The sequence below is a fragment of the Actinoplanes sp. NPDC051405 genome, assembly GCF_055586185.1.
Map to the genome: position 1 here is coordinate 115483 of NZ_JBVJIR010000012.1, position 24094 is coordinate 139576.

The window sequence follows — 24094 nt, forward strand, 5'->3', positions numbered from 1 at the left end:
CCGGGACCAGTCTGCCCCTAGCCCGCAACCCCGGCGCCCAGCGGGTCGGCCAGCAGCTGCTCGAAGGCGAGCTCGGCCGCGCCGATCAGGGCGGCGTTGCGGCCCAGGGTCGCGGCCCGCAGCTGCACGTGTTCGCGGGAGGCCGGCAGAGCCATCGCGTCCACGCGGCGGCGGACCTCGCCGGCGCCGGCCGCGTACACCTCACGCAGTGAGCCGCCGAAGACCACCAGGTCCGGGTTGACCACGTTGACCAGGTTGGCCACCCCGAAGCCGAGCCAGTCCGCCACCTGGCGGACCGCCGCGCGGGCCACGGGCTCGCCGCCGGCCGCCGACCCCAGCACGTCGAGGACGGCAGCCCGGTCCCCCGGCCCGCGGCCGGCGTGGCGCAGCAGCGCGTTCTCCCCGATCTCGGTCTCCCAGCAGCCGCGGGAACCGCAGCCGCAGGGCAGCCCGTGCCGGTTGACCACCATGTGGCCGACCTTGCCGCCGTGCCCGCGGTGGCCGGCGACCAGCCGGCCGCCGGTGATGATCCCGGCGCTGACCCCGAGATCACCGTGCAGGTAGATCAGGTCGTCGATGCCCGCGGCCACGCCCCGGACGTGTTCGGCGAGCGCGGCGATGTCGGCCATGTCCCCGGTGACGAAGCCGGGCCCGGCCGGCAGCGCCTCGTCCAGGGCGGCACCGAGCCGCTCGTCCGCGGCGCCGATCCGGATCCGGCCCTCGGCGTCGCGGCTCGTGTCGGCCACCGCGACGGCCCCGCCGATCGGGGGCAGGGCGTCGGACGCGGCCGAGTCCCGCATCGCGCGGAGGAAGCCGGCCAGCGGCGCGACGGTGTCGAGCACCGGCATGCCGGGCGGGCGGGGAATCTCCCGCAGGTCGAGGATCCGGCCGCCGAGCCCGACGCGGGCCGCGCGCAGCTGGTCGGCCTCGATGCTGAGGGCATACGTGTAGACCCGGCCGGAGCAGGGGCTCACGACCAGCGACGGCCGGCCGGCGCGGCGGGCGGCCGTGGGGGCCTCGGCCTCCTCGGTGACCAGGCCGGCCGCGGCCAGGTCGGCGGCGAGCGCCCCGATGGTGCTGCGGTTGAGTCCGAGCCGGCCGGTCAGCTCGGCCCGGGAGGTGGGGCCGTGCACGTGGACGAAGCGCAGCACCGCGCCGAGGTTCTGCCGGCGGATCTCCTCCTGGCTGGCCCCGGGCGCCGCCGGCAGCGGCAGCTCCGCGGGACGCCCCGGGCCGGACGGCTTGGACCGTACGGGTGTCGCCACAGTCCAGCCTCCTCCCGATCGTCCATTTTGTCGGTATCGAGGACGACAAAGGGTCCCCGGAGACGGACTCCGGGGACCCAAGGGCCGTCAGGTACTACCGAGCCGTCACGCCTTGGTGAGCGGGGCGAGCTTCGGGTCGTTCGCGTACGCCTCGGCCGCGTTGGCCTTGGTCACGGCGACCGGCGGGAGCAGGAAGGTGTCGACGACCTTGCTGCCGTTGTTGTAGGACTTCTGGTCGTTGACCTGCGGGGCGTTACCGGCCTGCAGGGCCTTGACCATGTTGATGGTCTCCTTGACCAGGTTCCGGGTGTCCTTGTTGATCGTCATGTACTGCTCGCCGGCCATGATCGACTTGATCGACTCGACCTCGGAGTCCTGACCGGTGACGACCGGGACCTTCTTGCCGGCGCTCTTGATCGAGGTGATGATCGCGCGGGCCAGCGTGTCGTTCGGGGAGAGGACGCCGTCCAGCTCCTTGCTGCCGTAGGTCGAGGTCAGCAGCTGGTCCATGCGGGCCTGCGCACCCTCGGCCTTCCAGCCCTGGATGGCGGTCTGCTTGACCTCGGTCTGCTTCGAGCCGACGACGACGTCGCCCTTCTCGATGGCCGGCTTGAGGACGTCCATCGCACCGTTGAAGAAGACACCGGCGTTGTTGTCGTCCGGCGAGCCGGAGAACAGCTCGATGGTCCACGGGCCGGTCGCCTTCTTGGCCTTCATGCCGTCCAGCAGGGCCTGGCCCTGGAGCTGGCCGACCTTGAAGTTGTCGAACGCGACGTAGTAGTCGAGGTCCGGCGTGTTGGTGATCAGGCGGTCGTACGCGATGACCTTCGCGCCGGCCTGGTGCGCCGCGGCGACCTGGGTCGACAGCTGCGCGGCGTCGGTCGCGCCGATGACGATGACCTTGGCACCCTTGGTCACCATGGCGGTGATCTGGGCCTGCTGGTCGGCCACCGTGGTGGACGCGCCGGCGTACTGCACGTCGCTCTGGAAGCCGGCCTCCTTCAGGCCGTTGGTGAACAGGTCACCGGCGAGAACCCAGTTCTCCGAGGTCTTGGCCGGCAGGGCCACACCGATGAGGGAGTTGGCCGCGAAGCCCTTGGCCGGGGCGTCCGAGCCGGACTCCTCGTCACGGCCGCCGCCGCAGGCCGTCAGGGCCAGCATCGAGATGGCGCCGATGGCCACCGTCTTGGCAAAGAATGTACGCATTGGGGGGAAGTGCCCTTCTTCAGAGGTGATACGGGTGAGAGGGGGTTCGGTGACCGTCAGCCGGCCACCGACGTCTTGGCGGGCTCGCGGCCCGCTTCCGACGTTGCCGGCGGGGCGGATGCCTCCCGGCGGAAGGGCCGCATGATGCTCCCGATGACCGAGAAGCGCCCCTGGCTCTTGTTGTAGACATCCAGCGCGACCGCGAGCAGCAGGACCAGGCCCTTGATGATCTGGACCCGGTCGGTGCCGACGCCCTGCAGCTGGAGGCCGTTGTTGAGCACGGCCATGACCAGACCGCCCACGATGGAGCCGCTGATCGTGCCGATACCGCCGGCCACCGCCGCGCCACCGATGAAGACCGCGGCGATCGCGTCGAGTTCCCAGCCGTTGCCGTCCTGCGGGCCGGAGGCCGCCGAACGCGCCACGAAGATCATGCCGGCCAGCGAGGCGAGCACGGACATGTTCATCATGACGAAGAAGTTGACCCGCTTGAGCTTGACGCCGGACAGCTCCGCGGCGCGCGAGTTGCCGCCGACCGCGTAGATGTGCCGGCCGCCCGCGGTGTTGCGGGTGTAGAACGAGTACAGGATGACCAGGGCGACCAGGATGATGCCGGAGACCGGGAAGCTGGTGCCCACCCGGCCGCTGGCGAAGCGCAGCGCCACGAAGGCGAGCACGCCGACCATGACGGCCATCCGCAGGATCGAGACCCACAGCGGGCCGGCGTCGGCGTCCATCTCGTGCCGGGTACGCCGCGCCTGCACCTCACGCCAGATCACCGCGAGACAGGCGGCCAGGCCCAGCAGCAGGGTCAGGTTGTTGTAGCCGGTGTTCGGCCCCACCTCGGGCAGGAAGCCCGAACCGATCACCCGGAAGCCCTCGGGCACCGGGATCGTGTTGGCGTTGCCGATGAACTGGTTGCCGCCGCGGAAGATCAGCATGCCGGCCAGCGTCACGATGAAGGCGGGCACGCCGATGTAGGCCACCCAGAAGCCCTGCCAGGCCCCGATCGCCGCGCCGATGACGAGGCCGAACAGGATGGCCAGCGGCCAGGGCAGGTCCCACTCCGTCATGGACTTGGCGACCAGGATGCCGGCGAACGCGGCGATCGAGCCGACCGACAGGTCGATGTGCCCGGCCACGATCACCATCAGCATGCCGATGGCCAGGATCAGGATGTAGGAGTTCTGCTGGAACAACGCGATCAGGTTGTCCGACCGCAGCGTCAGCCCGTCCGTCAGGAACTGGAACAGCAGGACGATCGCCACCAGGGTGAAGATCATGCCGAACTGGCGGGCGTTGGAGGTGGTACCTCCGAAGAGGTTCTTCTGAAGGTCCTTGAATCGGCTCATCGGGTCTGCATCTTCTTCGTCGAGGTCATCTGCTTCATGAGGGTCTCCGGATCCGCGTCCTGGCGGGGGATGTCGCCCGTGATCTGGCCTTCGAACACGGTGTAGATGCGGTCGCAGAGCCCGATCAGCTCGGGCAGCTCCGAGGAGATGACGATGACGCCCTTACCCTGGTCGGCGAGCCGCTGGATGATGCCGTAGATCTCGTACTTCGCGCCCACGTCGATGCCACGGGTGGGCTCGTCGAGGATCAGCAGGTCGGGGTCCGTGAACATCCACTTCGCCAGGACGACCTTCTGCTGGTTGCCGCCGGAGAGCTTGGAGACACCCTCGTCGACCGAGGGCGCCTTGGTGCGCAGCTCTTTGCGGTAGGACTCGGCGGCCTTGTACTCGGCCACCTCGTCGAGGACGCCGCGCTTGGTGATCTTGGACAGCTTGGCCGCCACCGTCGACGTCTTGATGTCGTCGAGCAGGTTGAGGCCGATCGCCTTGCGGTCCTCGCTGACGTACGCGAGCCCGTGGGCGATCGCGTCCGCCACCGACTTGAGAACGATCTCCTTGCCGTCCTTGATGATCGTGCCGGACTCCCAGACGCCGTAGGAGCGGCCGAACACACTCATCGCGAGCTCGGTGCGGCCGGCGCCCATCAGGCCGGCGAAGCCGACGATCTCGCCACGGCGCACCACGAAGTTCTCGTTCTTGCAGACCTGGCGCTCGGCCGAGATCGGATGCCGCACGTTCCAGTTGCGCACCTCGAAGAACACCTCGCCGATCTTCGGCGTGTGGTCCGGGAAGCGGCTGCTGAGCTCGCGGCCGACCATGCCCCGCACGATCCGGTCCTCGTCCACGCCGTCGGCCTTGACGTCCAGCGTCTCGACCGTCCGGCCGTCGCGCAGGATGGTGATCTGGTCGGCGATGGCCTCGATCTCGTTGAGCTTGTGCGAGATCATGATCGAGGTGATGCCGCGCTCCCGGAAGCCGCGCAGCAGGTCCAGCAGGTGCCGGGAGTCCGCCTCGTTCAGCGCGGCGGTGGGCTCGTCCAGGATGAGCAGCTTGACGTCCTTGGCGAACGCCTTGGCGATCTCCACCAGCTGCTGCTTGCCGACGCCGATGTCCTTGATCAGGGTGTCCGGGTCCTCGCGCAGCCCGACCCGGGCCAGCAGCTCACGGGCCTGGCGCTGGGCGGACTTCCAGTCGATCGCGCCGCGCCGGCGGGGCTCGTTGCCCAGGAAGATGTTCTCGGTGATCGAGAGCTCGGGGATGAGGGCGAGCTCCTGGTGGATGATCACGATGCCGGCGTGCTCGCTGGCCCGGATGTCCGAGAAGCGGGTCTCGGCCCCTTGGTAAACGATGTCACCGTCGTACGTGCCGTACGGGTAGACCCCGCTGAGCACCTTCATCAGCGTGGACTTGCCGGCACCGTTCTCGCCGCAGATGGCGTGGATCTCGCCGGCCCGCACCACCAGGTTGACGTCGGCGAGAGCCTTGACTCCGGGGAACTCCTTGGTGATGGAACGCATCTCCAGGAGGATCGGCGCGTCGCTCATCGCTCGCACCACCTCGCCAACGTCATGGATGCCTCCGGGAGGGATCTGGCTTTCACATGGTTTTGTTGCCGAAGGCAACCTATTCAGAGCAGAAGATGATTCGCAAGTTTCTAGATCACCGGACAGGTAACAATCCGGCAATAAAGAGCCGGGGGGGGGGGGGGGGGCCCCCCCCCCCCCCCCCCCTTTCCCCCCCCCCCCCCCTCCCTCCCCCCCCCCCCCCCCCCTCTCCCCCCCCCCCCCCCCCCCCCCCCCCCCCCCCACCCCCCGCCCCCCCCCCCCCAACCACCCCCCCCCCCCCCCCCCCCCCCCCCCCCCCCCCCCCCACCACCTTTGTTCAAACGTTGACTTAATTTTTCCTTAGTGGTCCGCGTCACATAGACGATCTTCGTGGCAGCGAAGATCACCTTCGGCCAGCTAGCTTCCTGACGCCCGGTCGACGCCGGGCGCTTTCACGGGGAGAAAGTCTGTGCTGGTCAATCGTCGTTCGCTCCTTCCTGCCCTGGTGACGTGGGGCCTGGTTCCCGCCCTCACCGCCGGGCTCACCATCGCGTGGCAAGCCGAGCCGGCCGCTGCCGCACCGCCGGTCCCGGCCCGGGCCGAGCCGGCCGCCGACGCCGGACCGTCGCCCGAGGACGTCGCGACCCGCCAGGCTCGCGACACCGGCCGGCCCGTGGAGGTGGTCGAGCGGCGGGCCGAGGACGAGATGCTGTTCGCCAACCCGGACGGCACCTTCACCGCGGAGATCACCGCGGGACCGCAGCGGGCCAAGCAGGCGGACGGGTCCTGGTCGGCGATCGACACCACCCTGGTACGCCGGGCCGACGGCTCGGTGGGTCCCCGGGCGGCCGCCGTGGATCTGACGTTCTCCGGTGGTGGCAGCGAGCAGCAGCTGATCCGGCTGGCGGACGACGGCAAGGCGGTGGCCATCGGCTGGCCGGGCAAGCTGCCGGCCCCGGTGCTCTCCGGTGACACGGCCACCTATGTGGAGGCTCTGCCGGGGGTCGACGTCAAGGTGAGCGCGTCGGGCACCGGCTACTCGTACGTGATGGTCGTCAAGTCGGCCGAGGCCGCGGCCGACTCGGCGCTGGCCCGGCTGAGCCTGCCGGTCGAAGGCCACGGCCTGGCGATGCGCGAGACCGGATCCGGCGGCCTGTCCATGGTCGACGCCGACGGCTCGGTGGTCTTCGAGGGCGACCAGCCGGTGATGTGGGACTCGGCCGCCACCGTGACCGGTGCGGCACCCGCGGCCCCGGCCCGGACGACGGCGGCCGACGTCCCGGCCGGGCCGGCGGACGCCCCGGTCCCTGCCGACGAGTCGGTCGCTCCCAGCGCCGGCGACCGGGTGGCGGACGTCGACCTGGGCGTCGCCGCGGAGACCCTGACCCTGGTGCCGGACGCCGCCCTGCTGGCCGACCCGAAGACCGTCTATCCCGTCTACATCGACCCCGATCAGGGCATCAAGCGCACCGACTGGATGTACGTCAGCAGCGCGCACCCGGGCACGGAGTACTACAAGTTCAAGGACGACGAGGGCGTCGGCCGCTGCTCGAACTGGGGCGGTTACGTGTGCAGCAGCAGCGCGTACACCAACCGGATGTACTTCAAGTTCACCCCGGTCAAGGCCGACTGGGCGGACCGGGTCGTCAGCAAGGTGAAGTTCACCGCGGTCGAGACGTGGTCCTTCTCCTGCACGGCGAGCTGGGTCAACCTGAACCTCGTCGACGCCGGCCGGGTCGACTCGGGCACGAACTGGAACAACAAGCCGGCCGACGGTGACCTGATGGTCGACCGCAAGGTGGCCTACGGGCGCGGCAAGTCCTGCGATCCCGATGCGCCGCCGTCGCCGGTCGAGTTCGCCGACAACAAGGAAGAGACCAACGAGAACCTCACCTCGACGGTGAAGGCGAAGCTGAAGGCCGGGTCCCCGATCGCCTTCTCGCTGAACGCCAAGGACGAGAGCGACGGCAACAGCTGGAAGCGCTTCGAGGGTGACACCGCCGCCCTGTCGGTCACGTTCAACACCCGGCCCGGCAAGCCGTACGGCGAGAAGACCACCAGCCCCACAACCGGTTGCGTCACCGGCGCCGCGCGCCCGTTCGTCCGCGACGCCACGCCCGACCTGCAGGTGACCGCGGTCGACGACGAGACCAGCCAGAACCTCAAGGTCACCTTCGAGGTGCTGGACATCGCCACCGGCAAGACGGCCCACAAGGTGACGGTTGATCCGCAGAAGCAGCAGGGCTCCTTCATCGCGCCGGTTCCCGCGGGCAAGCTCGTGCACGGGCACTCGTACAAGTGGCACGCCCTGAGCAACGACGGCCTCGACGACGCCATCGCCTGGTCGGACTGGTGCGAGCTGTCGATCGACCTGGAGGAACCGGCGGTGGCGCCGGTGGTGACCTCGGACGACTTCCCGAGCGAGGGGCGCGGCAAGCCGGTCGGCCAGAGCGGGGTGTTCACCTTCAGCTCCGGTGCGGTGCAGGACCCGGCCTACGGCAACGACATCGACTACTACAAGTGGTCGCTCACCACCGACGTGCCGACCAACACGGTCAACAATTCCGCACTGGGCGGCTCGGGCGTCTCGCCGCCGATCACCCCGACCAGCTTCGGCCCCAACGTGCTCTACGTGCAGAGCTTCGACCGGGCCGGCAACTCCAGCCCGCAGCTGCGTTACGTCTTCCGCCCGACGCGGGCCTGCGACGACCCGGCGGCGGACACCTGTGCCGCCGCGGTGTGGCTGCTCGACGAGGGGACCGGTACGACCGCGGCCGACGGCTCCGGAAAGGGCCACTCGTTGACCGTCTCCGGTGCGGAGTGGGCCTCCGGTCAGCTCGGCGCGGGCGACAAGGCACTGCGTCTCGACGGTACGGCCGACTCCGCGTCCACCGCGGCGGTCGTGGACACCCGTCAGGGGGTGACCGTGGCCGCCTGGGTGAAGCCGTCGAGCTTCGCGCACAACGGCACGGTGGTCAGTCAGGCCGGCACGTACGGCAGCGGCTTCGCGCTGGGCTACTCGGCCGGCACCAAGCGCTGGGTCTTCGGGCGGCACAAGTCCGACAAGGCCAACCCGGCCGCGAGTGACCTGGTGCAGGTGTCGGCCGGGACGATCGAGGCCCCGGAGCTGGACAAGTGGACCTACCTGACCGGCGTCTTCGACCCGGCGGACAACATGCTGCGGATCTTCGTCGACGGCCGGGAGCAGGGCGCGGTCAAGTACACCGGCACGATCTGGGACGCCACCGGCAGCCTGCAACTGGGCCGGGCCCGCGCGAACGACAAGTGGGCCGACCTGTTCGCCGGTGACATCGACGACGTCCGGGTCTTCGCCGGCGTTCTCGACCCCGCCGACATCGACGGGCTCTGGTTCGCCAGCCGCCCCCCGGCGGCCTGATCCGCCGTGCCGACTCTCCGGAAGGAAACATCCATGCGCCGCGCCTCACTGGCTGCCGGCCTGGCGGGACTGCTGCTCACGACCTTCGCGGCGGTACCGGCCCGGGCTGACGACGTCGTCGACGAAGCGGCCCGGGAGGCCCGCCGTCCCAAGACGCAGCAGTCCGTCTCGATCGACGTCGGCGAGGAGGGCATGCAGCCCCCGCTCACCGTCGGCGAGGACAACTCGCCGGCGCGGGTGGCGTGGCCCACCCCCGCCGCGGCCACGGTGGCTGTGCCGGCCGCGGCCGACCAGGGCACTGCCACACCCGGCGGCCTGCCGGTGACCGTGCAGGCCCCGGACCAGACCACCACACCGGCGCCCAGCGCCGTACGCGTGGAAGTGCTGGACCGGGCGACCGCTGACCGTGCCGGGATCGACGGCCTGCTGCTGTCGGTGTCCCGCTCGGACGGCAGAGCCGCGAGCGCCGAGGTGAACCTCGGCCTCGACTACTCCGCTTTCGCGCGGGCCTACGGCGGGGACTGGGCGAGCCGCCTGCGCCTGGCCAGCGTGCCCGCCTGCGCGCTCACCACCCCGGACGAGCCGCAGTGCCGCACCAGGACACCGCTGGACACCCACAACGACCTGGAGAACGAACGCGTCGTCGCCGATGTCCCGGCGCCCCCGGTGGCAACCGGCGGCACCAGGTCCCGGATGGCCTCGGCCTCCGCGGCGGCGGCCGGAGTCGGCCTGCTCGCCGTCTCGAGTGGCGCCAGCGGTGGCACCGGCAGTTACTCGGCGACCTCGCTGGCTCCCTCAGGCAGCTGGCAGAACAGCGGCAACACCGGCAGCTTCTCCTGGCAGTACCCGTTGCGGGTGCCGCCGGCGCTGGCCGGCCCGTCACCGCAGCTGAGCTTCGGCTACTCCTCGGCGAGCGTGGACGGCCGGGTCGGCTCGACCAACAACCAGCCGTCGGTGGTGGGTGAGGGCTTCGACCTCGCGGTCGGCTTCATCGAACGCTCGTACCGCTCCTGCACCGACGACGGCCACGACGAGCGCGGCGAGGAGAAGTACGACCTCTGCTGGCACTCGGACAACGCGACCATGTCGTTCGCCGGCCGCAACGGCGAACTGGTGAAGAAGTCCGCCGACGAGTGGCGGCTCAAGTCGGACGACGGCACGAAGATCACCCGGGAGACCGGCGGCTTCCACGACGGGCACGACAAGCAGAACTGGGTCGTCACCACCACCGACGGCACCCGGTACTACTTCGGCAAGGGCAAGCGGACCGCCGACGACACCGAGAGCACCGAATCGGCCTGGCAGGTCCCCGTCCACGGCGACGACGCCGGCGAGCCGTGCCACGACGACAAGTTCGCCGACTCGCGCTGCCTGCAGACCTGGCGCTGGAACCTCGACTACGTCGTCGACGCGCACGGCAACACGATGACCTACTACTGGAACACCGAGACCAACCGCTACGGCGCGAACCGTGACGACAAGTCCGTGCAGTACGACCGCGGCGGCTACCTCAAGCGCATCGAGTACGGCGAGCGCTACGGCGACGAGCGGGAGACGAAGGCCCCGGCGCGCGTGCTGTTCTCGGTCGCCGAACGGTGCAAGGGCGACGACGCCGACTGCGAGCCGGGGGACCTGAAGGAGGGCACCGCCACCCGGTGGCCGGACGTGCCGTTCGACCAGATCTGCACGGACGACGAGAGCTGCGAGGAGCAGTGGTCCCCGACGTTCTTCACCCGCAAGCGGCTGAAGTCGGTCACCACCCAGGTCCTCGGCGGCGCCGACTATCGTGACGTCGACTCCTGGGAGCTCGCGCAGTCGTACCCCGACCCGGCCGACGCCTCGACCGCCTCGCTGTGGCTCGACTCGATCACCCACACCGGCAAGGCCTCCGGGGCCGACATCACGCTGCCGAAGACGACGTTCACCAAGGCCCCGCTGGACAACCGGGTCGACCGGGACGGCGACGACCGGCTGGCGTTCAAGAAGTTCCGGATCACCGGCATCCAGTCCGAGTCCGGCGGCCTCATCTCGGTGAACTACGCCAAGACCGAGTGCACCTGGAAGGACCTGCCGACCCCGGAGACCAACACCCGGCGGTGCTACCCGTCGTACTGGTCGACCGAGGGACAGATCGGCGAGGACACCGACTGGTTCCACAAGTACGTGGTGGAGTCGATCGTCGAGAACGGCCGCACCGCGAACAGCGTCGCCAAGGTGACGAGTTACCAGTACCTCGGCGGGGCCGCCTGGCACTACGACGACAGCGAGATCACCAAGGCCGACAAGAAGACCTGGGGCCAGTTCCGCGGCTACCAGACCGTGCGCACGATCGTGGGTGGCACGGGCACCGCCGACCGGCTGCGCACGGAGGCGACCTTCCTGCGCGGGATGGACGGCGACCGCAAAGGTGAGGACGGCGGCCGCAAGGGCGAGACCGTCACCGCCAGCGACGGTACGGAGGTCACCGACCACGACCGCTACCAGGGCTTCCTGCTGGAGCAGCGGACGTTCAACGGTGAGTCCGGTGCGGAGATCTCCGGACTGGTCAACACGCCGTGGCTGTCGGAGCCGACCGCGAGCGAGGGCGCCGACGACGCCCGCCTGCTGGCCATCAAGAAGGCCACCAGCCGCACCGCGCTGGACGGCGGCAAGGTCCGGCGCACGTCGGTCGAGCACGAGTACGACGGCTACGGCATGCTCCGGTCCTCCGACGACAAGGGCGACCTCGCCGTCAGCGGGGACGAGTCCTGCACCGAGAACTGGTACAACCGCAACGTCGACAAGCGGCTGCTGACGCTGGTCAGCCGGGTCCGTACGGTCTCGGTGGGCTGCGACGCCACCCCGAGCCTGCCGGCCGACGCGGTCTCCGACGTGCGGACGTCGTACAACGGCAAGGACTTCGACGAGACCCCGGCCAACGGTGACGTCACGCGCACCGAGCAGGCCGAGTCGTACACCGACGGCAAGCCGAACTACCTGACCGTGGCCCGGTCCAGCTACGACAAGTACGGCCGCCTGCGGTACTCGTACGACGCCGCGAACAACCAGACCGAGACCAGGTACGTCCCCGCCGAGGGCGGACCGGTCACCGGCATGTCGGTGATCAACCCGCTGGGCCAGGACACCATCTCGACCGTCGACCCGGCGTTCGGGCTGGTGACCCAGACCGAGGACGCCAACGACCAGCGGACCGCACTGCGCTACGACGCCCTGGGCCGGCTGGTCAAGGTGTGGCTGGCGGGCCGGTCGGTCGAGGCCGACGTGCCCGACATCGAGTACGTCTACTCGATCCAGACCGACAAGCCGGTCTCCGTCACGACGAAGACGCTGACGCCCAACGGTGGCGTCCGGACCTCGTACGCGCTGTACGACGGAATGCTGCGGCCGCGCCAGAACCAGGAACCGTCGCCCAACGTCGGCCGGATCATCACCGACACCCAGTACGACTCGCGCGGCCTGACCGTGGAGCAGGCGGGCCCTTTCTACAACAAGGAGGCGGCCGGCACGACGCTGGCCGACACCTCCTCCGCCGAGGGCAAGCTGCCGCTGACCCAGACCGTCTACGACGCCGCCGGCCGGGCCAAGGAGGAGATCTTCAAGGTCGGCCAGACGGAGAAGTGGCGTACCTCGACGTCGTACCACGGTGATCACACGGACGTGACGCCGCCGAAGGGCCAGACGCCCACGACGTCGTACACGAACGCCCAGGGCCTGACCACCCGCCTGCTGGAGTACCACGGCGCCAAGGCCGAAGGCCCGGCGGACACCACCAGATACAGCTACGACAAGGCGGACCGGCTCGAGGAGATCGAGGACGCCGCGGGCAACCTGTGGAAGTACGGCTACGACCTGCTCGGCCGCCAGACCAGCTCGACCGACCCGGACGCCGGCTTCAGCACCACCAAGTACAACAAGCTGGACCAGGTCGAATCGACGACCGACGCCCGCAAGCGCACGCTGGCCTACAAGTACGACAAGCTCGGCCGGCCCGAACTGCTGGAGGAGGTGCCGGCGGCGCCGGCCACGACCCGGACCAAGCTGGCCGCCTGGACCTATGACACGGCGATCCTCGGCCAGGGCCGGGCGGCGACGGCCACCCGCTACGTCGGCACCAACGCCTACACCTCGACGATCTCCGAGTACGACGTGGCGGGCCGGCCGAAGAACACCTCGGTCACCATCCCGGCGTCGGAGAACAACCTGGCCGGCACCTACGCGGCCAAGGCCACCTACAACATCGACGGCAGCCCGGAGACGATCACCAGCCCGGCGGCCGGTGACCTGACCGCCGAGACGCTGCGCTACGGCTACAACGCGCGCGGCATGCCGACCTTCCTCACCGGCACCTCGGGCTACGTGCGGGACACCACGTACTCGGACTTCGGCGAGGCGCTGCAGTACACCCTGGGCACCAGCACGGCGAGCAAGTACACGTGGCTGACCCAGGCGTACGAGGAAGGCACCCGCCGTCTGCAGAACGCCCGGGTGGACCGCGAGGCGGTGACCGGCACCGACACCAACGCGACGTACGCCTACGACGCGGCCGGCAACATCACCAGCATCGCGGACCAGCCGAGCCAGACCGGCACCAAGGCCGACGTCCAGTGCTTCCAGTACGACTACCTGCGCCGTCTCACCGAGGCGTGGGCCCAGGCGACCACCGCGTGCGCGGCGACGCCGGTCGAGTCGGTGCTCGGCGGCGCGGCCCCGTACTGGCAGAGCTTCAAGTACGACGTGGCCGGCAACCGGACCGAGGAGGTCACCCACCGGACGGTCGCCACGGGCACGGACGTCAAGAAGGTCTTCAAGCCGTACGGCAAGGGGGCGCAGCCGGCCCACGCGGTCGACCGCACGGACGTGACCAGCACGACCGCGGGCAAGGCGGTGGCCACGGCCGACACCTACAAATACGACGCCAACGGCAACACCGTCGAGCGCAACCTCGCCGGCAAGCCGGGTGAGGTGTACCGCTGGGACGCCGAGGGCCGGGTGTCCGAGGTCCTCAAGGCGGGGGTGGTGGTCGCGTCGTTCGTCTACGACGCCAACGGCAACCGCCTGATCCGCCGGGACATCGCCGGCAAGGCGGTGACGCTCTACCTCGGCGGCATGGAGCTGAAGCTCGACACGTCGACGGCTGACGTGAAGACCCAGAAGGTGACGGCGACCCGCTACTACAGCTACGCCGGCATGGCTGTGGCGGTGCGCAGCAAGGCCGCGGTGACCTGGCTGGCCGGTGGCCAGAACGGCACCGCCGAACTGTCGATCAACGCCGCGGACTCGAAGGTGGTCCAGCGCCGCACGCTGCCGTTCGGCGGTGTCCGCGGCAGCACCGGGGCCTGGCCGGGGGAACGGGGTTTCGTCGGCGGGACCAACGACGCGCTGACCGGGCTGATCCACCTCGGGGCCCGCGAGTACGACCCAGCGACCGGCCGCTTCCTGTCGGTCGACCCGGTGATCGACTTCAGCGATCCGCAGCAGCTGAACGCCTACGCCTACGGCCGCAACAACCCGTTCGCCTTCCCGGACCCGTCCGGCATGTGGTGGGGCTGGAGCAACACCGGCCACCTCGCCCTGGACGTGATCGGGCTGGTGCCGGCCTTCGGCGAGGCCGCCGACCTGGTCAACGGCGTCTGGTACGCGGCCGAGGGCAACTATGTGGACTCGGCGCTGTCCTTCGCCTCAGCCATCCCGATCGCCGGATACGGCGCGTCGGCGGCCAAGGGCGCGAAGTACGCCGACGAGGCGATCGACGCGGTCGACGCGGCTGTCGACACAGCCAAGACGGCGGACAACGCCACCGACGCGGCCAAGGCGGCGGACAACGTGGTGCCGCCCGCGGCACCGAAGGCCGCGAATCCGCCGAAGCCGGACCCGCCCGCCAAGCCCAAGGACGCACCGTCCGGCGCCAAGGACGCCCCCAAGAAGTCGGACGGCGACCCCTCGGGTGGTAAGGGCAAGGGCGACGGCGGTGGCGGTGGCGGCGGCAACAACGGCGGTGGCGGCGGGGGGAAGAAGTCCCCGGACGGCGGGGACGAGCCCGACCTGGGCAAGAAACTGGAGTATTTCTTCGGCAATGCGACCGGACGTAAACACAACATCGAACGCTCCGGCGACATGGCGAGCCAGTTGAACAGAATCGGTTTGCAGGACAACGCCGCGGGCCGGGCGATTTTCGAAAAGAATCTTCGCGACACCTATGCCGATCCGGGCTCGGTGATCGGTACGCAGGACAATGGACGAACCCTGCGCAGAGGATTCCTGGCCGGTCCTGGAGGCTTCCTGTCGATCGATACCGTGTGGGACGGCAACAGGCTGGTGACGGGTATGATCTTCGGAAGCAATTCCCGGTACCGGGCGATGAATATCGTCTCGCAGACCGGCCAAAAGGGATAACGTGTCTGCGGCCGGCGCCCCGATGGGGGCGCCGGCCTTCACGTGGAGGTCACTTACTTTGATCATCTCTCTCGGCGACGCCACGGCGATTGTTCGTGAGTGGGCTGACGCCACTGTCGCGGAGGTCTCGGGGCCGGCGGGCATGACGATGCTGAGCAGTCCGCTTTCCGCCGACGGTTCCTTCTTCACGGTGCGGATCGACCGGATCACCGAGCCCGGGAGCACCATCAGCCTCGGCCTGCACGGGGCCCGGCCGTCCATTGCGCCGACCTTGTTGGGCCGCACGTGGGCGGATGCGATCTGGATAGGTGCGGACCTGGCGGCCTATGCCGTGGACCTGCGCTCCGGCCGGGTGACGGAGACCACCTTCGAGTCGCCGTTCATGGAGTTCTTCGTCTCGCGGAAGCTGGACTTGCTCGTGGCGGTCTACGAATCCGGGATGCGCTGTTTCGATGCTGACGGCTCCGAGCGGTGGCGCGCCGACACGGATCTCATCGAGGACCTGCGGTGGACGGATGAGGCGGTGACCGTCGAGCAGTTGGGCCGGCCCCCGGTGGTGCTTTCTCTGGCGGACGGGATCGCCGTCACGGATGAGTGACTCGGAGGAGCAAGCTCTGCGAGAGGTGGTCGGCGGCCGCATCGAGCGGATCCGGCTCTGGTCGGCCGAGGAGACGCCGTCCGACGAGATGAGATCGCCGTGGTCCTCGACGTCGATCACGGCGTGGTGGTCTCGACCACGGCGGGTGAGCTCGCGCTGGCCTGGCGGATCGACGGCTACCACGAATACCTCAGCGTCGTCAGCGATCCCGCCGCCAGCCCGGCGGCCTGGGTGAATCGGCTGGTCGACGTTTCCGACAGCCTGCCCTGGCGCGTGCTGATCGGTGCGACCGTCACGGGCGCGGGCACAGCCACGGCTGAGGCGGAGGACGGCAGCACGCTGCTGTGGCCGGTCCGGCTGGCGACCGGCACCGGGCCCAGCCTGACCGTCGCGCTCGGCGAGGTGAAAGACGGCGAGGTGGAGGACTGCGCGGTGGAGTATCGGCCCAGCAATCTCGTAGCCGTTCTCGACCGCCGGATCGCCGAGGGCTACGCCATCGGGCCCGGTGGCTAGGCCGCTTGGGGTAGCGACCTCGCCGACCTTCGCTGACTGCGGCGGTGGGACGGTCAGTGGGCGGTGGCGAGCGCCGGGTTCGCGTCCTCGACCGGGAGCTGCCACGGGCGGACCACCAGCAGCAGCACCACGTTCGCGGCGAGCATGCCGCCGGCGATCACCAGGGCCATGCTGACCGCGCCGGTGCCGAGGACGCCGACCAGGGGAGCGGCCAGCGCGCCCACGCCGAACTGGACCGCGCCGAGCAGGGCCGCCGCGGTGCCCGCGGCCTCGCCGTGGCGGGACAGGGCCAGCGCCGGGGCGTTCGGCAGGGCCAGGCCGGCCGCGGCCAGGACCAGCCACAGCGGGACCAGCACGCCGGGCAGGCCGCCGAAGCCAGTGGCCGCGAAGAGCAGCAGGACCAGGCCCGCGACCGCGCCGCCGGCCAGGGAGCTGATCAGGATCTGCGACGGGGTCCAGCGGCGCAGCAGCCGGACGTTGAGCTGGGTGGCGGTGATCAGGCCGATCGCACCCGCGCCGAAGACGTAGCCGAACTCCTGCTCGTTCAGGCCGTACTGGTCCTGGAAGACGAACGAGGAGCCGGAGACGTACGCGAACAGCGCCGCCATCGCGAGCCCGGCCACCAGGATCAGCCCCAGGTAGGCCCGGTCGCCGAAGAGCCGGCCGTAGTCGCGCAGGGTGCCGGCCACGCCGCCGTTGCGGCGTCGCTCGGCGGGCAGCGTCTCGGGCAGGGCCAGCGCGGTCACCGTGAGCATCGCGATGCCGAACAGGGCCAGCACCACGAAGACGCCGCGCCAGGATGTCCAGTTCAGGGTGATGCCGCCGAGCGTCGGGGCCAGGATCGGCGCGGCGCCCATGACCAGCATCAGCCGGGAGAGCAGCTTGGCGGCGGCGAGACCGGTGAACAGGTCACGCACGATCGCCATGGCGACGACCGCGGCCGCCGCGGCGCCCAGGCCCTGCAGGACCCGGAGCGTGCCGAGCAGCGCCAGGTTGGGGGCGATGACGCAGAGGACCGACGCCAGGATGTGCACGGCGACGCCGGCCAGCAGCGGCGCGCGGCGCCCGACGGCGTCGGACACCGGGCCGATCAGCAGCTGGCCCAGGGCCAGGCCGGCCAGGGTGCCGGTGAGGGTCAGCTGGACCGCGGCGGTGGTGGTCTGCAGGTCGTCGGTGATCGTCGGCAGCGACGGCAGATACATGTCGATGGTGAGCGGGCCGAGGGCGATGAGGAAGCCGAGCACCAGCACGAGCTGCAGCCGCTCGCGCGGGGACAAGAGCGCCCCGGGCGTCTGCGCCGTCGGCGGTGCTGCGAGGCGTTCGGGCGCCTGGGTCATGAAAGTGGATCCCATCTCGTCGTCCGTTCGGTCGCTGTCCAGCGTCCGACACAGGTATGACAAGTTCGGGCCTCCGGCGGGGATTCCCCGGGCCGCAATTTGGTGCCGCCCGTCACAGTCGCAAAAATTGTTTCGTTTCCGGCGGGTAAAAAGGCCCGGCGCGCCCACCGAAGAATGGTAATTCGGTTGACGCGCCGGGCCCGGTGCCGACTATCGGGGGATCAGAACGGCGTCAGCACGATGCCGGCCTGCCGCGGGTCGCCGTCGTGCACCAGCGACTCCTGGTTCTGCACGTCGTCGAAGGCGAAGCCGTACGCCTTACCGTCCACCATCTGCTCGTGGATGATCCGCGAGTAGTGGTTGGTCAGCGTGCCCTTGTAGAAGTCCGCCGCGGTACCACTGGGCTGGGTGTCCAGCGTGCCGAGCGTGCTGCGGTGCAGCGCCGCGCAGAGCGTCCGCGCGATCGGCCCCACGACCTGGTCGTTCGGCGCGCCCAGGGCCCCGTCGCAGCCCCACACGTTGGCCGTCGAGGGCTTGGTGAAGGAGGCCACCGTCCGGCCGGTGGTGTCGGTGAAGTTCATGACGTTGCCGGAGGTGCGGCCCAGGAACTTGGTGTCCGGGCGGTCGCCGAACGGCACCACGGTCAGCGTCCGGCCGGCGTAGGCGTTCCAGGCCGACGTGATGTACGGGTCCAGGTACGTCGCACTGAACTGTCCGCCGTCAGCCGCCTTGCCCGGGGCGAGCACCCGCAGCACGGTCCCGTCGGCCCGGGTGTAGACGGTCTTCTCGAAGCCCGGCTGGGCCTTGACCCGGTCGATGACCCGCTGCCGGCCGCCGGCCTTGAGCTCGCCGGTCTTGCTGGTCACCCCGTTGCCTCCCTGCACCGAGACGATGTGCGGCACGGCGAACATGTCCACCTGTGAGCTGTTGAGCCACAGGCCGGAGTCGTTGAGCGTGAACTCGCTCCAGTCGAACAGGATGTCCTTGTTCGGGTCGGCGCCGGCCCACGGCGCGGGCTGGACCAGGCCGTCGGTGCTGAGCCGGAAGTCGAGCTTCTTGCCGAAGGACATGTAGAGCCGGCCGGAGAGGTTCTTCGGCATCTTGATGGTGGTGCTGCCGCCGTTGGCCGGTCCGGGGATCGACACGTCGGGGGCCGGCGCCGGGGTGGGCTGGCCGCCGGTCCAGTTGGTGAACGTGCCGGCGCCGTTGACGTAGCCCAGCTTGCCGGTGGTCAGGTTGACGCCGAGCAGGTAGAGGTGAACAGCATCGGAGCGGCCGGTGTTGTTGGTGACCGTGACCGGCAGCAGGTTCGAGGCCGGCGGCGGTGACGGGTTGCCGGTCGGGGCCGTGGTGGGCGCCGTGGTCGGCGGCCGGGTGGTCGGTGCGGTCGTCGGCGGCCGCGTGGTCGGCGCCACCGTGGGGTTGTTCGTGGTCGGCGCGACCGTGGGGGCGGTCGGGCCGCCGCCGCAGGGCTGGCCGTTGAGCAGGCAGTTCAGCGGCGTGCCACCCGCGCCGACCATGCCGAAGGAGACCTTCGCGCCGGCCGCGACGGTGCCGTTCCAGGCCCGGTTGGTGAAGGTTCGGTGGTTGCCGGCGGCGACCATGTCGGCGTCCCAGAAGCTGCCGATCGTGGCGCCGGCGGGCAGGTCGAACTCGACCTTCCAGGAGGTCATCGCCGACGAGCCGCCGTTGCTGATGGTGACGTCGCCCTGCCAGCCGGAGCCCCAGTCGGACGTCTTGGTGAAGGCCGCGGTCGCCGCGGCGGCGGACGCCGGCAGGGCGATCCAGGTCGTCCCCGCGGCGCCGAGCACGGCGGCCACGGAGAGGATGAGTGTTCGTTTGCGGCGCATGGGGGACTGCCTCCGGAGGGGGATGTTCGGGGGATGCGCCTAATTATTAGGACTCCTAACTGCGAATCCGTTAATTAAGACCGTCATTAAAGTTTTTCTAACGGAAGCCGCACACAAAGAGTCGCCCGCCGATCGCGGACAGCGCGATCGGCGGGCGATAACAGTTATTCGCTATGCGCGACGCCACTTCTGGTTCGCGCCGCCGGTGCAGTCCCAGAGGATGAGCCGGGCCCCGTCGTTGGCGTTCCAGGCGTCGATGTCGATGCACTTGTTGGCCTGCGGGTTGACCAGGTCGCCGGCCGCCGACAGGACGAACTGCTGCGCCGGGTTGCCGCTGCAGGTGACGATCTGGATCACCGCCCCGTTGGCCGTCGAGCCCCAGGCGACGTCCATGCACTTGTTGTTGGAGGTCTGCAGCGTGCCGTTGACGAAGTTCCACTTCTGCGCCGCGGTGTTGTTGCAGGTCCACATCTGCAGCCCCACGCCGTCAGCGAAGTTGGCGTTCGGCACGTCGATGCACTTGCTGTTCAGGTTGCTGATCAGCGAGCTGCCCCCGCTGCCGCCGCCGCTCGTGGTGAGCGACAGGCCGTAGACGCCGAGGATCTCGTTGACCGGCTGGAACCACATGGTGCCGCCGGACGAGCAGTTACCGCTGCCGCCGGAGGTCACACCCTGGGCCTGGTTGCCGGAGATCCACGAGCCGCCGGAGTCGCCCGGCTCGGCGCACGCGTTGCTGCGGGACAGGCCGGAGACGGCGCCCTGGGAGTAGACGATGGTCTCGTCGCGGCCCAGGATCGTGCCGCAGCGCCACCCGGTGGTACGGCCCGAGCGGCAGACCGAGCTGCCGATCGCGGCGTCCTGCGAGCCGGCCACCAGCACGTTGTCGCCGGCGTAGTTGTTGACCCACGGCTGCGGGGTCCAGTTGCCGTTGGTCCGGACCCACGCGTAGTCGTTGCCGGGGAAGGAAGAGCCGGCGAAGGTGCCCTGCGCGACGTTGTTGTAGCCCAGGGTCGGGCTGTTCACCCCGCCGCAGTGCCCGGCGGTGACGAAACCGCCCGCGACCGAGAAGCCCACGGAGCACAGCGTGTTGCCGTTGATCACGTACTGGTCGCCGCCGCGGATGTCGTACATCGGCTTGGGCGCCTCGGCCGACTCGACGACGGTGACCGCTCCGGCTCCGCTGCTCTCGGCGAAGGCGCGGGCGGCAGCCGCCTTGCCCGGTGCCGCGGTCACCACGACCTTGTTGGCGGCGACGTCGACGTACCAGCCGCGTACCACCGTGTTCTTGATCTTTGCCGCGTTCTTGTCGAGCTTGCGGCGGGAGGCGGTCAGGTCGGCGTCGCTGTGGGCGACGACCTTCGGGGTCGCGCCGGCCGCGCGGACCGCGTCCGCGGCCGCGGGGTCGGTGACGGCCACGGTCAGCCGGGAGCCGTCCGCGGGAATCCATGCCCCGCCGAAGCTGGAGCCGAGCCGGGTGCGCAGCTGCTTCTCGACCACCGGGGCGCCGGCCTCGGTGGCGAGGCGGGCCGCGATCTGATCGTCGGTCAGCCGTAGATCGCGGCGCATGGCGGCGACCATGCCGGGGGCCATGTCGAACCGGGCGGCCGCGGTGGGTGCGGCCGGCGCCGGTGTGTCGGCGGCGAAGCTGGTGGCCGGTAGCAGGCCCAGAACGGTGAGCGCCGCGGTGGCGACGCCCAGGGAACGGACAGCACGGGACATGGGGGATCCTTCCGCTGAGCTGGGGGAACTCCGGGGGAACGGAGAGCGCTCTCTGAATCGGAGTCTGTCGATTTGTTAACGAAGTGTCAAGAAACTTCGGTGATCGTTGTCCATCGATGTCATCGCGTCGCGCCACGCCGCTTGGCGCCGGAACGTGCTAGCTTTGTCGAGTTGCCGTTCCGATTTCTCATATTTGCCAGAGCCTGGTGGGTATCCGAACCCACTGGGCTTTTGTCGTATGAGTCCGGTTTCCTGATCCTCTACGGGCGGCGACGGAGTTCGCGAGGTGCGGGCTCCCTGTGGTTTCGAAAGGGTTCAGCATGGCTGTCGGCACAGTGAAGTGGTTCAACGCGGACAAGGGCTTCGGCTTCATCACCCAGGACGGCGGTGCGCCGGACGTGTTCGCTCACTTCTCCGCCATCGCCTCTGACGGGTACCGCACCCTCGAGGAGAACCAGCGGGTCGAGTTCGACATCGAGCAGGGCCAGAAGGGCCTGCAGGCGGCGAACATCCGTCCCATCTGACGAACGTCGGCGAGGGCCGTGCTTCCGCGTGCAGCGGAGGGCACGGCCCTCGGTCGTTTTCCCCCCCCGGCTCGACTCCCCGGTTCGACTATTGCAATGAAACGAGATCTGTGAAGACGTACTCCGGAGCCCCTTACGCGGCCGCGACCCACAGCGCGCTGCAGCGGCGACTGCTGCGCAACGCCTCATTCCCGCCGCGCACGGGACAGCAGGACGCCCTGAGGATGGGCCCTGTGCCGATGGTCCCGGAGGTCCACCTCTTCCTGGCCGAGGACTCGGTGCTGCTCTGGGCCCGGCTCGAGGCCGAGGACGGCGGCCCGCTGCCCGCGCCGTACTGGGCGACGCCCTGGCCGGGTGGTCAGGCCCTGGCCCGGTACGTCCTGGACAACCCCGAGGTCGTCGCCGGCCGGCGGGTCCTCGACCTCGCGTCCGGCTCCGGGCTGGTCGCCATCGCCGCCGCCCTCGCCGGCGCCGCCGAGGTGACCGCCAACGACACCGACGGCTACGCCATCGCCGCGATCCAGGCGAACGCCAACGCCAACGGCGTACAGATCGCCACCGTGGTGGAGGACATGACCGACGGTGACGGCGCGGACTTCGAGGTGATCCTGGCCGGAGACTGCCTCTACACCGCTGAGGTCGCCGCCGTGATGCTGCCCTTCATCGGGCGCGCGATGCAGCGGGGCGCGACCGTGCTGCTCGGCGACCCCGGCCGCGGCTACGCACCGCCCGGACTGCTGCGCACCCTGACCACGTACGAATCGGCGCCCCTGGTCTCCGGCGAGGACGGCCAGCGCGACCAGACGAGCGTTCTCACCCCGGTGGCTGTGGCACTCACCAGCTGACGGTCCTCGCGGTTTCCCGGTCGGACGTGCAAGGCTGAACGCTGACACGCGTGCGACCGGGGGTTGCTGGATGATCGTGGGGTACAAGTCGTGGGCATGATCAAGGTGGTCGGGCTCGTCCTGCACCCGCGGCGGGACTGCGGTGCCGCCATCGACGCCATCGTCAGGTGGGCCACGTCGCGGAACGTCACCGTGCTCGGCCTGCACGACGAGATCAACCGGATCGACTGCGACGCCGTCGCGGTCGACGCCGAGGAGATGGTCGAGCGCGCCGGGCTGCTGGTCAGCCTGGGTGGCGACGGCACCATGCTGCGCACGATGCGCCTGGTCGAGGGGCGCAAGACGCCCGTCCTCGGGGTCAACGTGGGCCGGCTGGGCTTCCTCGCCGAGGTCGATCTGCCGGACCTGCCGGGCGCCCTGTCGTCGATCGACGAGCACCGGTTCACCATCGAGCCGCGTACGGCCGTGCGCACGGTGCTGCCCGGCGGCGAGGAAGTCTCCGCCTTCAACGACATCGCGCTGGTCCGGGTGCCCGGTGACGGCCTGGCCCACGTCGGCATCAACGTCGAGGGCAGCAACTTCGTCCGGTACGCAGCCGACGCCGTGATCGTCGCCACACCGACCGGCTCGACCGCGTACAGCTTCTCGGCGGGCGGCCCGATCGTCTCGCCCAACGTCGAGGGCCTGCTGGTCTCCGCGGCCGCCGCGCACTCCTCGTTCAACCGCTCGCTGGTGCTGTCCCCGGACGAGCAGCTCGAGCTCGACGTGCTGGCGACCAGCGGCCGGCTGGCCATCGAGGTCGACGGCATCATCCAGGGCTACGCCGAGGCGGGCCAGCAGCTCGCCATCATCCCGGTGCCCGGCGCCGCCCAGGTCATCCGCTTCGGCCAGACCTCGTTCTACGAGCGGGCGCGGCGCAAACTGCGGGTCGAGGGCAGCGCCCAGGTCGGCTCCGGTGACGTCACGGACGCGACCGTCGTGGACAGCTTCGAGCAGTCCCGCTACGAGATCCTGCTCGGCGGGGAGCTGGCCGGGGTCCTGCACTACCGCCGTCACAGCGGGCAGGTCGAGCTGGCGCACACCGAGATCGACCAGGCGTTCGAGGGCCGTGGGCTGGCCGGCCGGCTGGCCTCCGCCGCGCTCGAGGACGCCCGCGGCCGGTCCACGCCGGTCGTGGTGACCTGCCCGTTCGTCGCCGGTTACCTCGACCGGCACCCCGAGTACAAAGAACTGCTCGCCGCGGAAGGAAACCCCGGATGACCAAGCCCGTCTGTACCCACCTCGATCAGGTCCAGGACGTCAAGCCGTCCGGCGACGGCTGCGTGGAGTGCCTGGCCGAGGGTGGCCGCTGGGTGCACCTGCGGGTCTGCATGACCTGCGGGCACGTCGGCTGCTGCGACTCGTCGCCCGGCAAGCACGCCACCGCCCACTTCCACGCCACCGGCAACCCGATCGTGCAGTCGTACGAGCCGGGTGAGGACTGGTGGTGGTGCTACCAGGACAACGTGGCCTTCGAGGTCGCGGACGCCCCCTCGTTCACGCATCCCTGAG

The 24094-nt window shown here is 70.0% G+C and carries 15 protein-coding genes; 8 read left to right on the forward strand and 7 right to left on the reverse strand.

Annotated elements, in window-relative coordinates; genetic code table 11:
* Positions 1 to 17 precede the first annotated feature (17 nt).
* The 4 genes from ACZ6S4_RS25330 to mmsA form a co-directional block, all read right to left on the reverse strand.
* On the reverse strand, positions 18 to 1214 hold the full coding sequence (locus tag ACZ6S4_RS25330) for an ROK family protein (RefSeq protein WP_465477435.1): 1197 nt from the start codon (positions 1212 to 1214) through the stop codon (positions 18 to 20).
* A gap of 156 nt (positions 1215 to 1370) precedes the next feature.
* The gene (locus ACZ6S4_RS25335) at positions 1371 to 2471 is read right to left on the reverse strand and encodes a substrate-binding domain-containing protein (RefSeq protein ID WP_465477286.1); all 1101 of its coding nucleotides are present in this window, start codon (positions 2469 to 2471) and stop codon (positions 1371 to 1373) included.
* A gap of 56 nt (positions 2472 to 2527) precedes the next feature.
* A complete protein-coding gene (mmsB, locus tag ACZ6S4_RS25340; RefSeq protein WP_360827655.1) occupies positions 2528 to 3823 on the reverse strand; it encodes a multiple monosaccharide ABC transporter permease in 1296 nt (431 codons plus the stop codon).
* The gene (gene mmsA, locus ACZ6S4_RS25345) at positions 3820 to 5367 is read right to left on the reverse strand and encodes a multiple monosaccharide ABC transporter ATP-binding protein (RefSeq protein WP_465477287.1); all 1548 of its coding nucleotides are present in this window, start codon (positions 5365 to 5367) and stop codon (positions 3820 to 3822) included. Before mmsA ends, mmsB begins: the two co-directional genes overlap by 4 nt.
* A 505-nt stretch (positions 5368 to 5872) precedes the next feature.
* Between mmsA and ACZ6S4_RS25350 the strand changes: the two genes are divergently transcribed.
* The 4 genes from ACZ6S4_RS25350 to ACZ6S4_RS25365 all read left to right on the forward strand — a co-directional run bounded on the left by ACZ6S4_RS25350 (position 5873) and on the right by ACZ6S4_RS25365 (position 16268).
* A complete protein-coding gene (locus tag ACZ6S4_RS25350) occupies positions 5873 to 8764 on the forward strand; it encodes a LamG domain-containing protein (protein WP_465477288.1) in 2892 nt (963 codons plus the stop codon).
* 33 nt (positions 8765 to 8797) lie between these two features.
* Entirely contained in the window at positions 8798 to 15157 is a 6360-nt protein-coding gene (locus ACZ6S4_RS25355; RefSeq protein WP_465477289.1) for an RHS repeat-associated core domain-containing protein, read from the forward strand.
* A gap of 58 nt (positions 15158 to 15215) precedes the next feature.
* The gene (locus ACZ6S4_RS25360; RefSeq protein ID WP_465477290.1) at positions 15216 to 15755 is read left to right on the forward strand and encodes a hypothetical protein; all 540 of its coding nucleotides are present in this window, start codon (positions 15216 to 15218) and stop codon (positions 15753 to 15755) included.
* Positions 15756 to 15854: 99 nt separating this feature from the next.
* Positions 15855 to 16268 (forward strand): hypothetical protein, encoded by a 414-nt coding sequence (locus ACZ6S4_RS25365; RefSeq protein WP_465477291.1) that lies wholly within the window; start codon positions 15855 to 15857, stop codon positions 16266 to 16268.
* A gap of 53 nt (positions 16269 to 16321) precedes the next feature.
* On the opposite strand, the gene ACZ6S4_RS25370 is transcribed toward ACZ6S4_RS25365, so the two are convergent.
* The 3 genes from ACZ6S4_RS25370 to ACZ6S4_RS25380 all read right to left on the reverse strand — a co-directional run bounded on the left by ACZ6S4_RS25370 (position 16322) and on the right by ACZ6S4_RS25380 (position 21174).
* A complete protein-coding gene (locus ACZ6S4_RS25370) occupies positions 16322 to 17620 on the reverse strand; it encodes a multidrug effflux MFS transporter (protein WP_465477292.1) in 1299 nt (432 codons plus the stop codon).
* Between the two features lie 206 nt (positions 17621 to 17826).
* Positions 17827 to 19455, reverse strand: a complete 1629-nt coding sequence (locus ACZ6S4_RS25375; protein WP_465477293.1) for a beta-1,3-glucanase family protein — start codon at positions 19453 to 19455, stop codon at positions 17827 to 17829.
* A 171-nt stretch (positions 19456 to 19626) separates the two neighbouring features.
* A complete protein-coding gene (locus ACZ6S4_RS25380) occupies positions 19627 to 21174 on the reverse strand; it encodes a ricin-type beta-trefoil lectin domain protein (RefSeq protein WP_465477294.1) in 1548 nt (515 codons plus the stop codon).
* Between the two features lie 320 nt (positions 21175 to 21494).
* Here ACZ6S4_RS25380 and ACZ6S4_RS25385 point away from each other — a divergent pair, with 320 nt between their 5' ends.
* The 4 genes from ACZ6S4_RS25385 (at position 21495) to ACZ6S4_RS25400 (ending at position 24093) form a co-directional block, all read left to right on the forward strand.
* On the forward strand, positions 21495 to 21698 hold the full coding sequence (locus tag ACZ6S4_RS25385; RefSeq protein ID WP_023561244.1) for a cold-shock protein: 204 nt from the start codon (positions 21495 to 21497) through the stop codon (positions 21696 to 21698).
* A gap of 110 nt (positions 21699 to 21808) precedes the next feature.
* Complete coding sequence (locus tag ACZ6S4_RS25390; RefSeq protein ID WP_465477295.1) at positions 21809 to 22543, forward strand: class I SAM-dependent methyltransferase; 735 nt, start codon at positions 21809 to 21811, stop codon at positions 22541 to 22543.
* Between the two features lie 96 nt (positions 22544 to 22639).
* On the forward strand, positions 22640 to 23803 hold the full coding sequence (locus tag ACZ6S4_RS25395) for an N-acetyltransferase (protein ID WP_465477296.1): 1164 nt from the start codon (positions 22640 to 22642) through the stop codon (positions 23801 to 23803).
* Positions 23800 to 24093 (forward strand): UBP-type zinc finger domain-containing protein, encoded by a 294-nt coding sequence (locus ACZ6S4_RS25400; RefSeq protein WP_451908679.1) that lies wholly within the window; start codon positions 23800 to 23802, stop codon positions 24091 to 24093. The genes ACZ6S4_RS25395 and ACZ6S4_RS25400 overlap by 4 nt, the downstream gene beginning before the upstream one ends.
* The last annotated feature ends 1 nt before the right edge of the window (position 24094 follow it).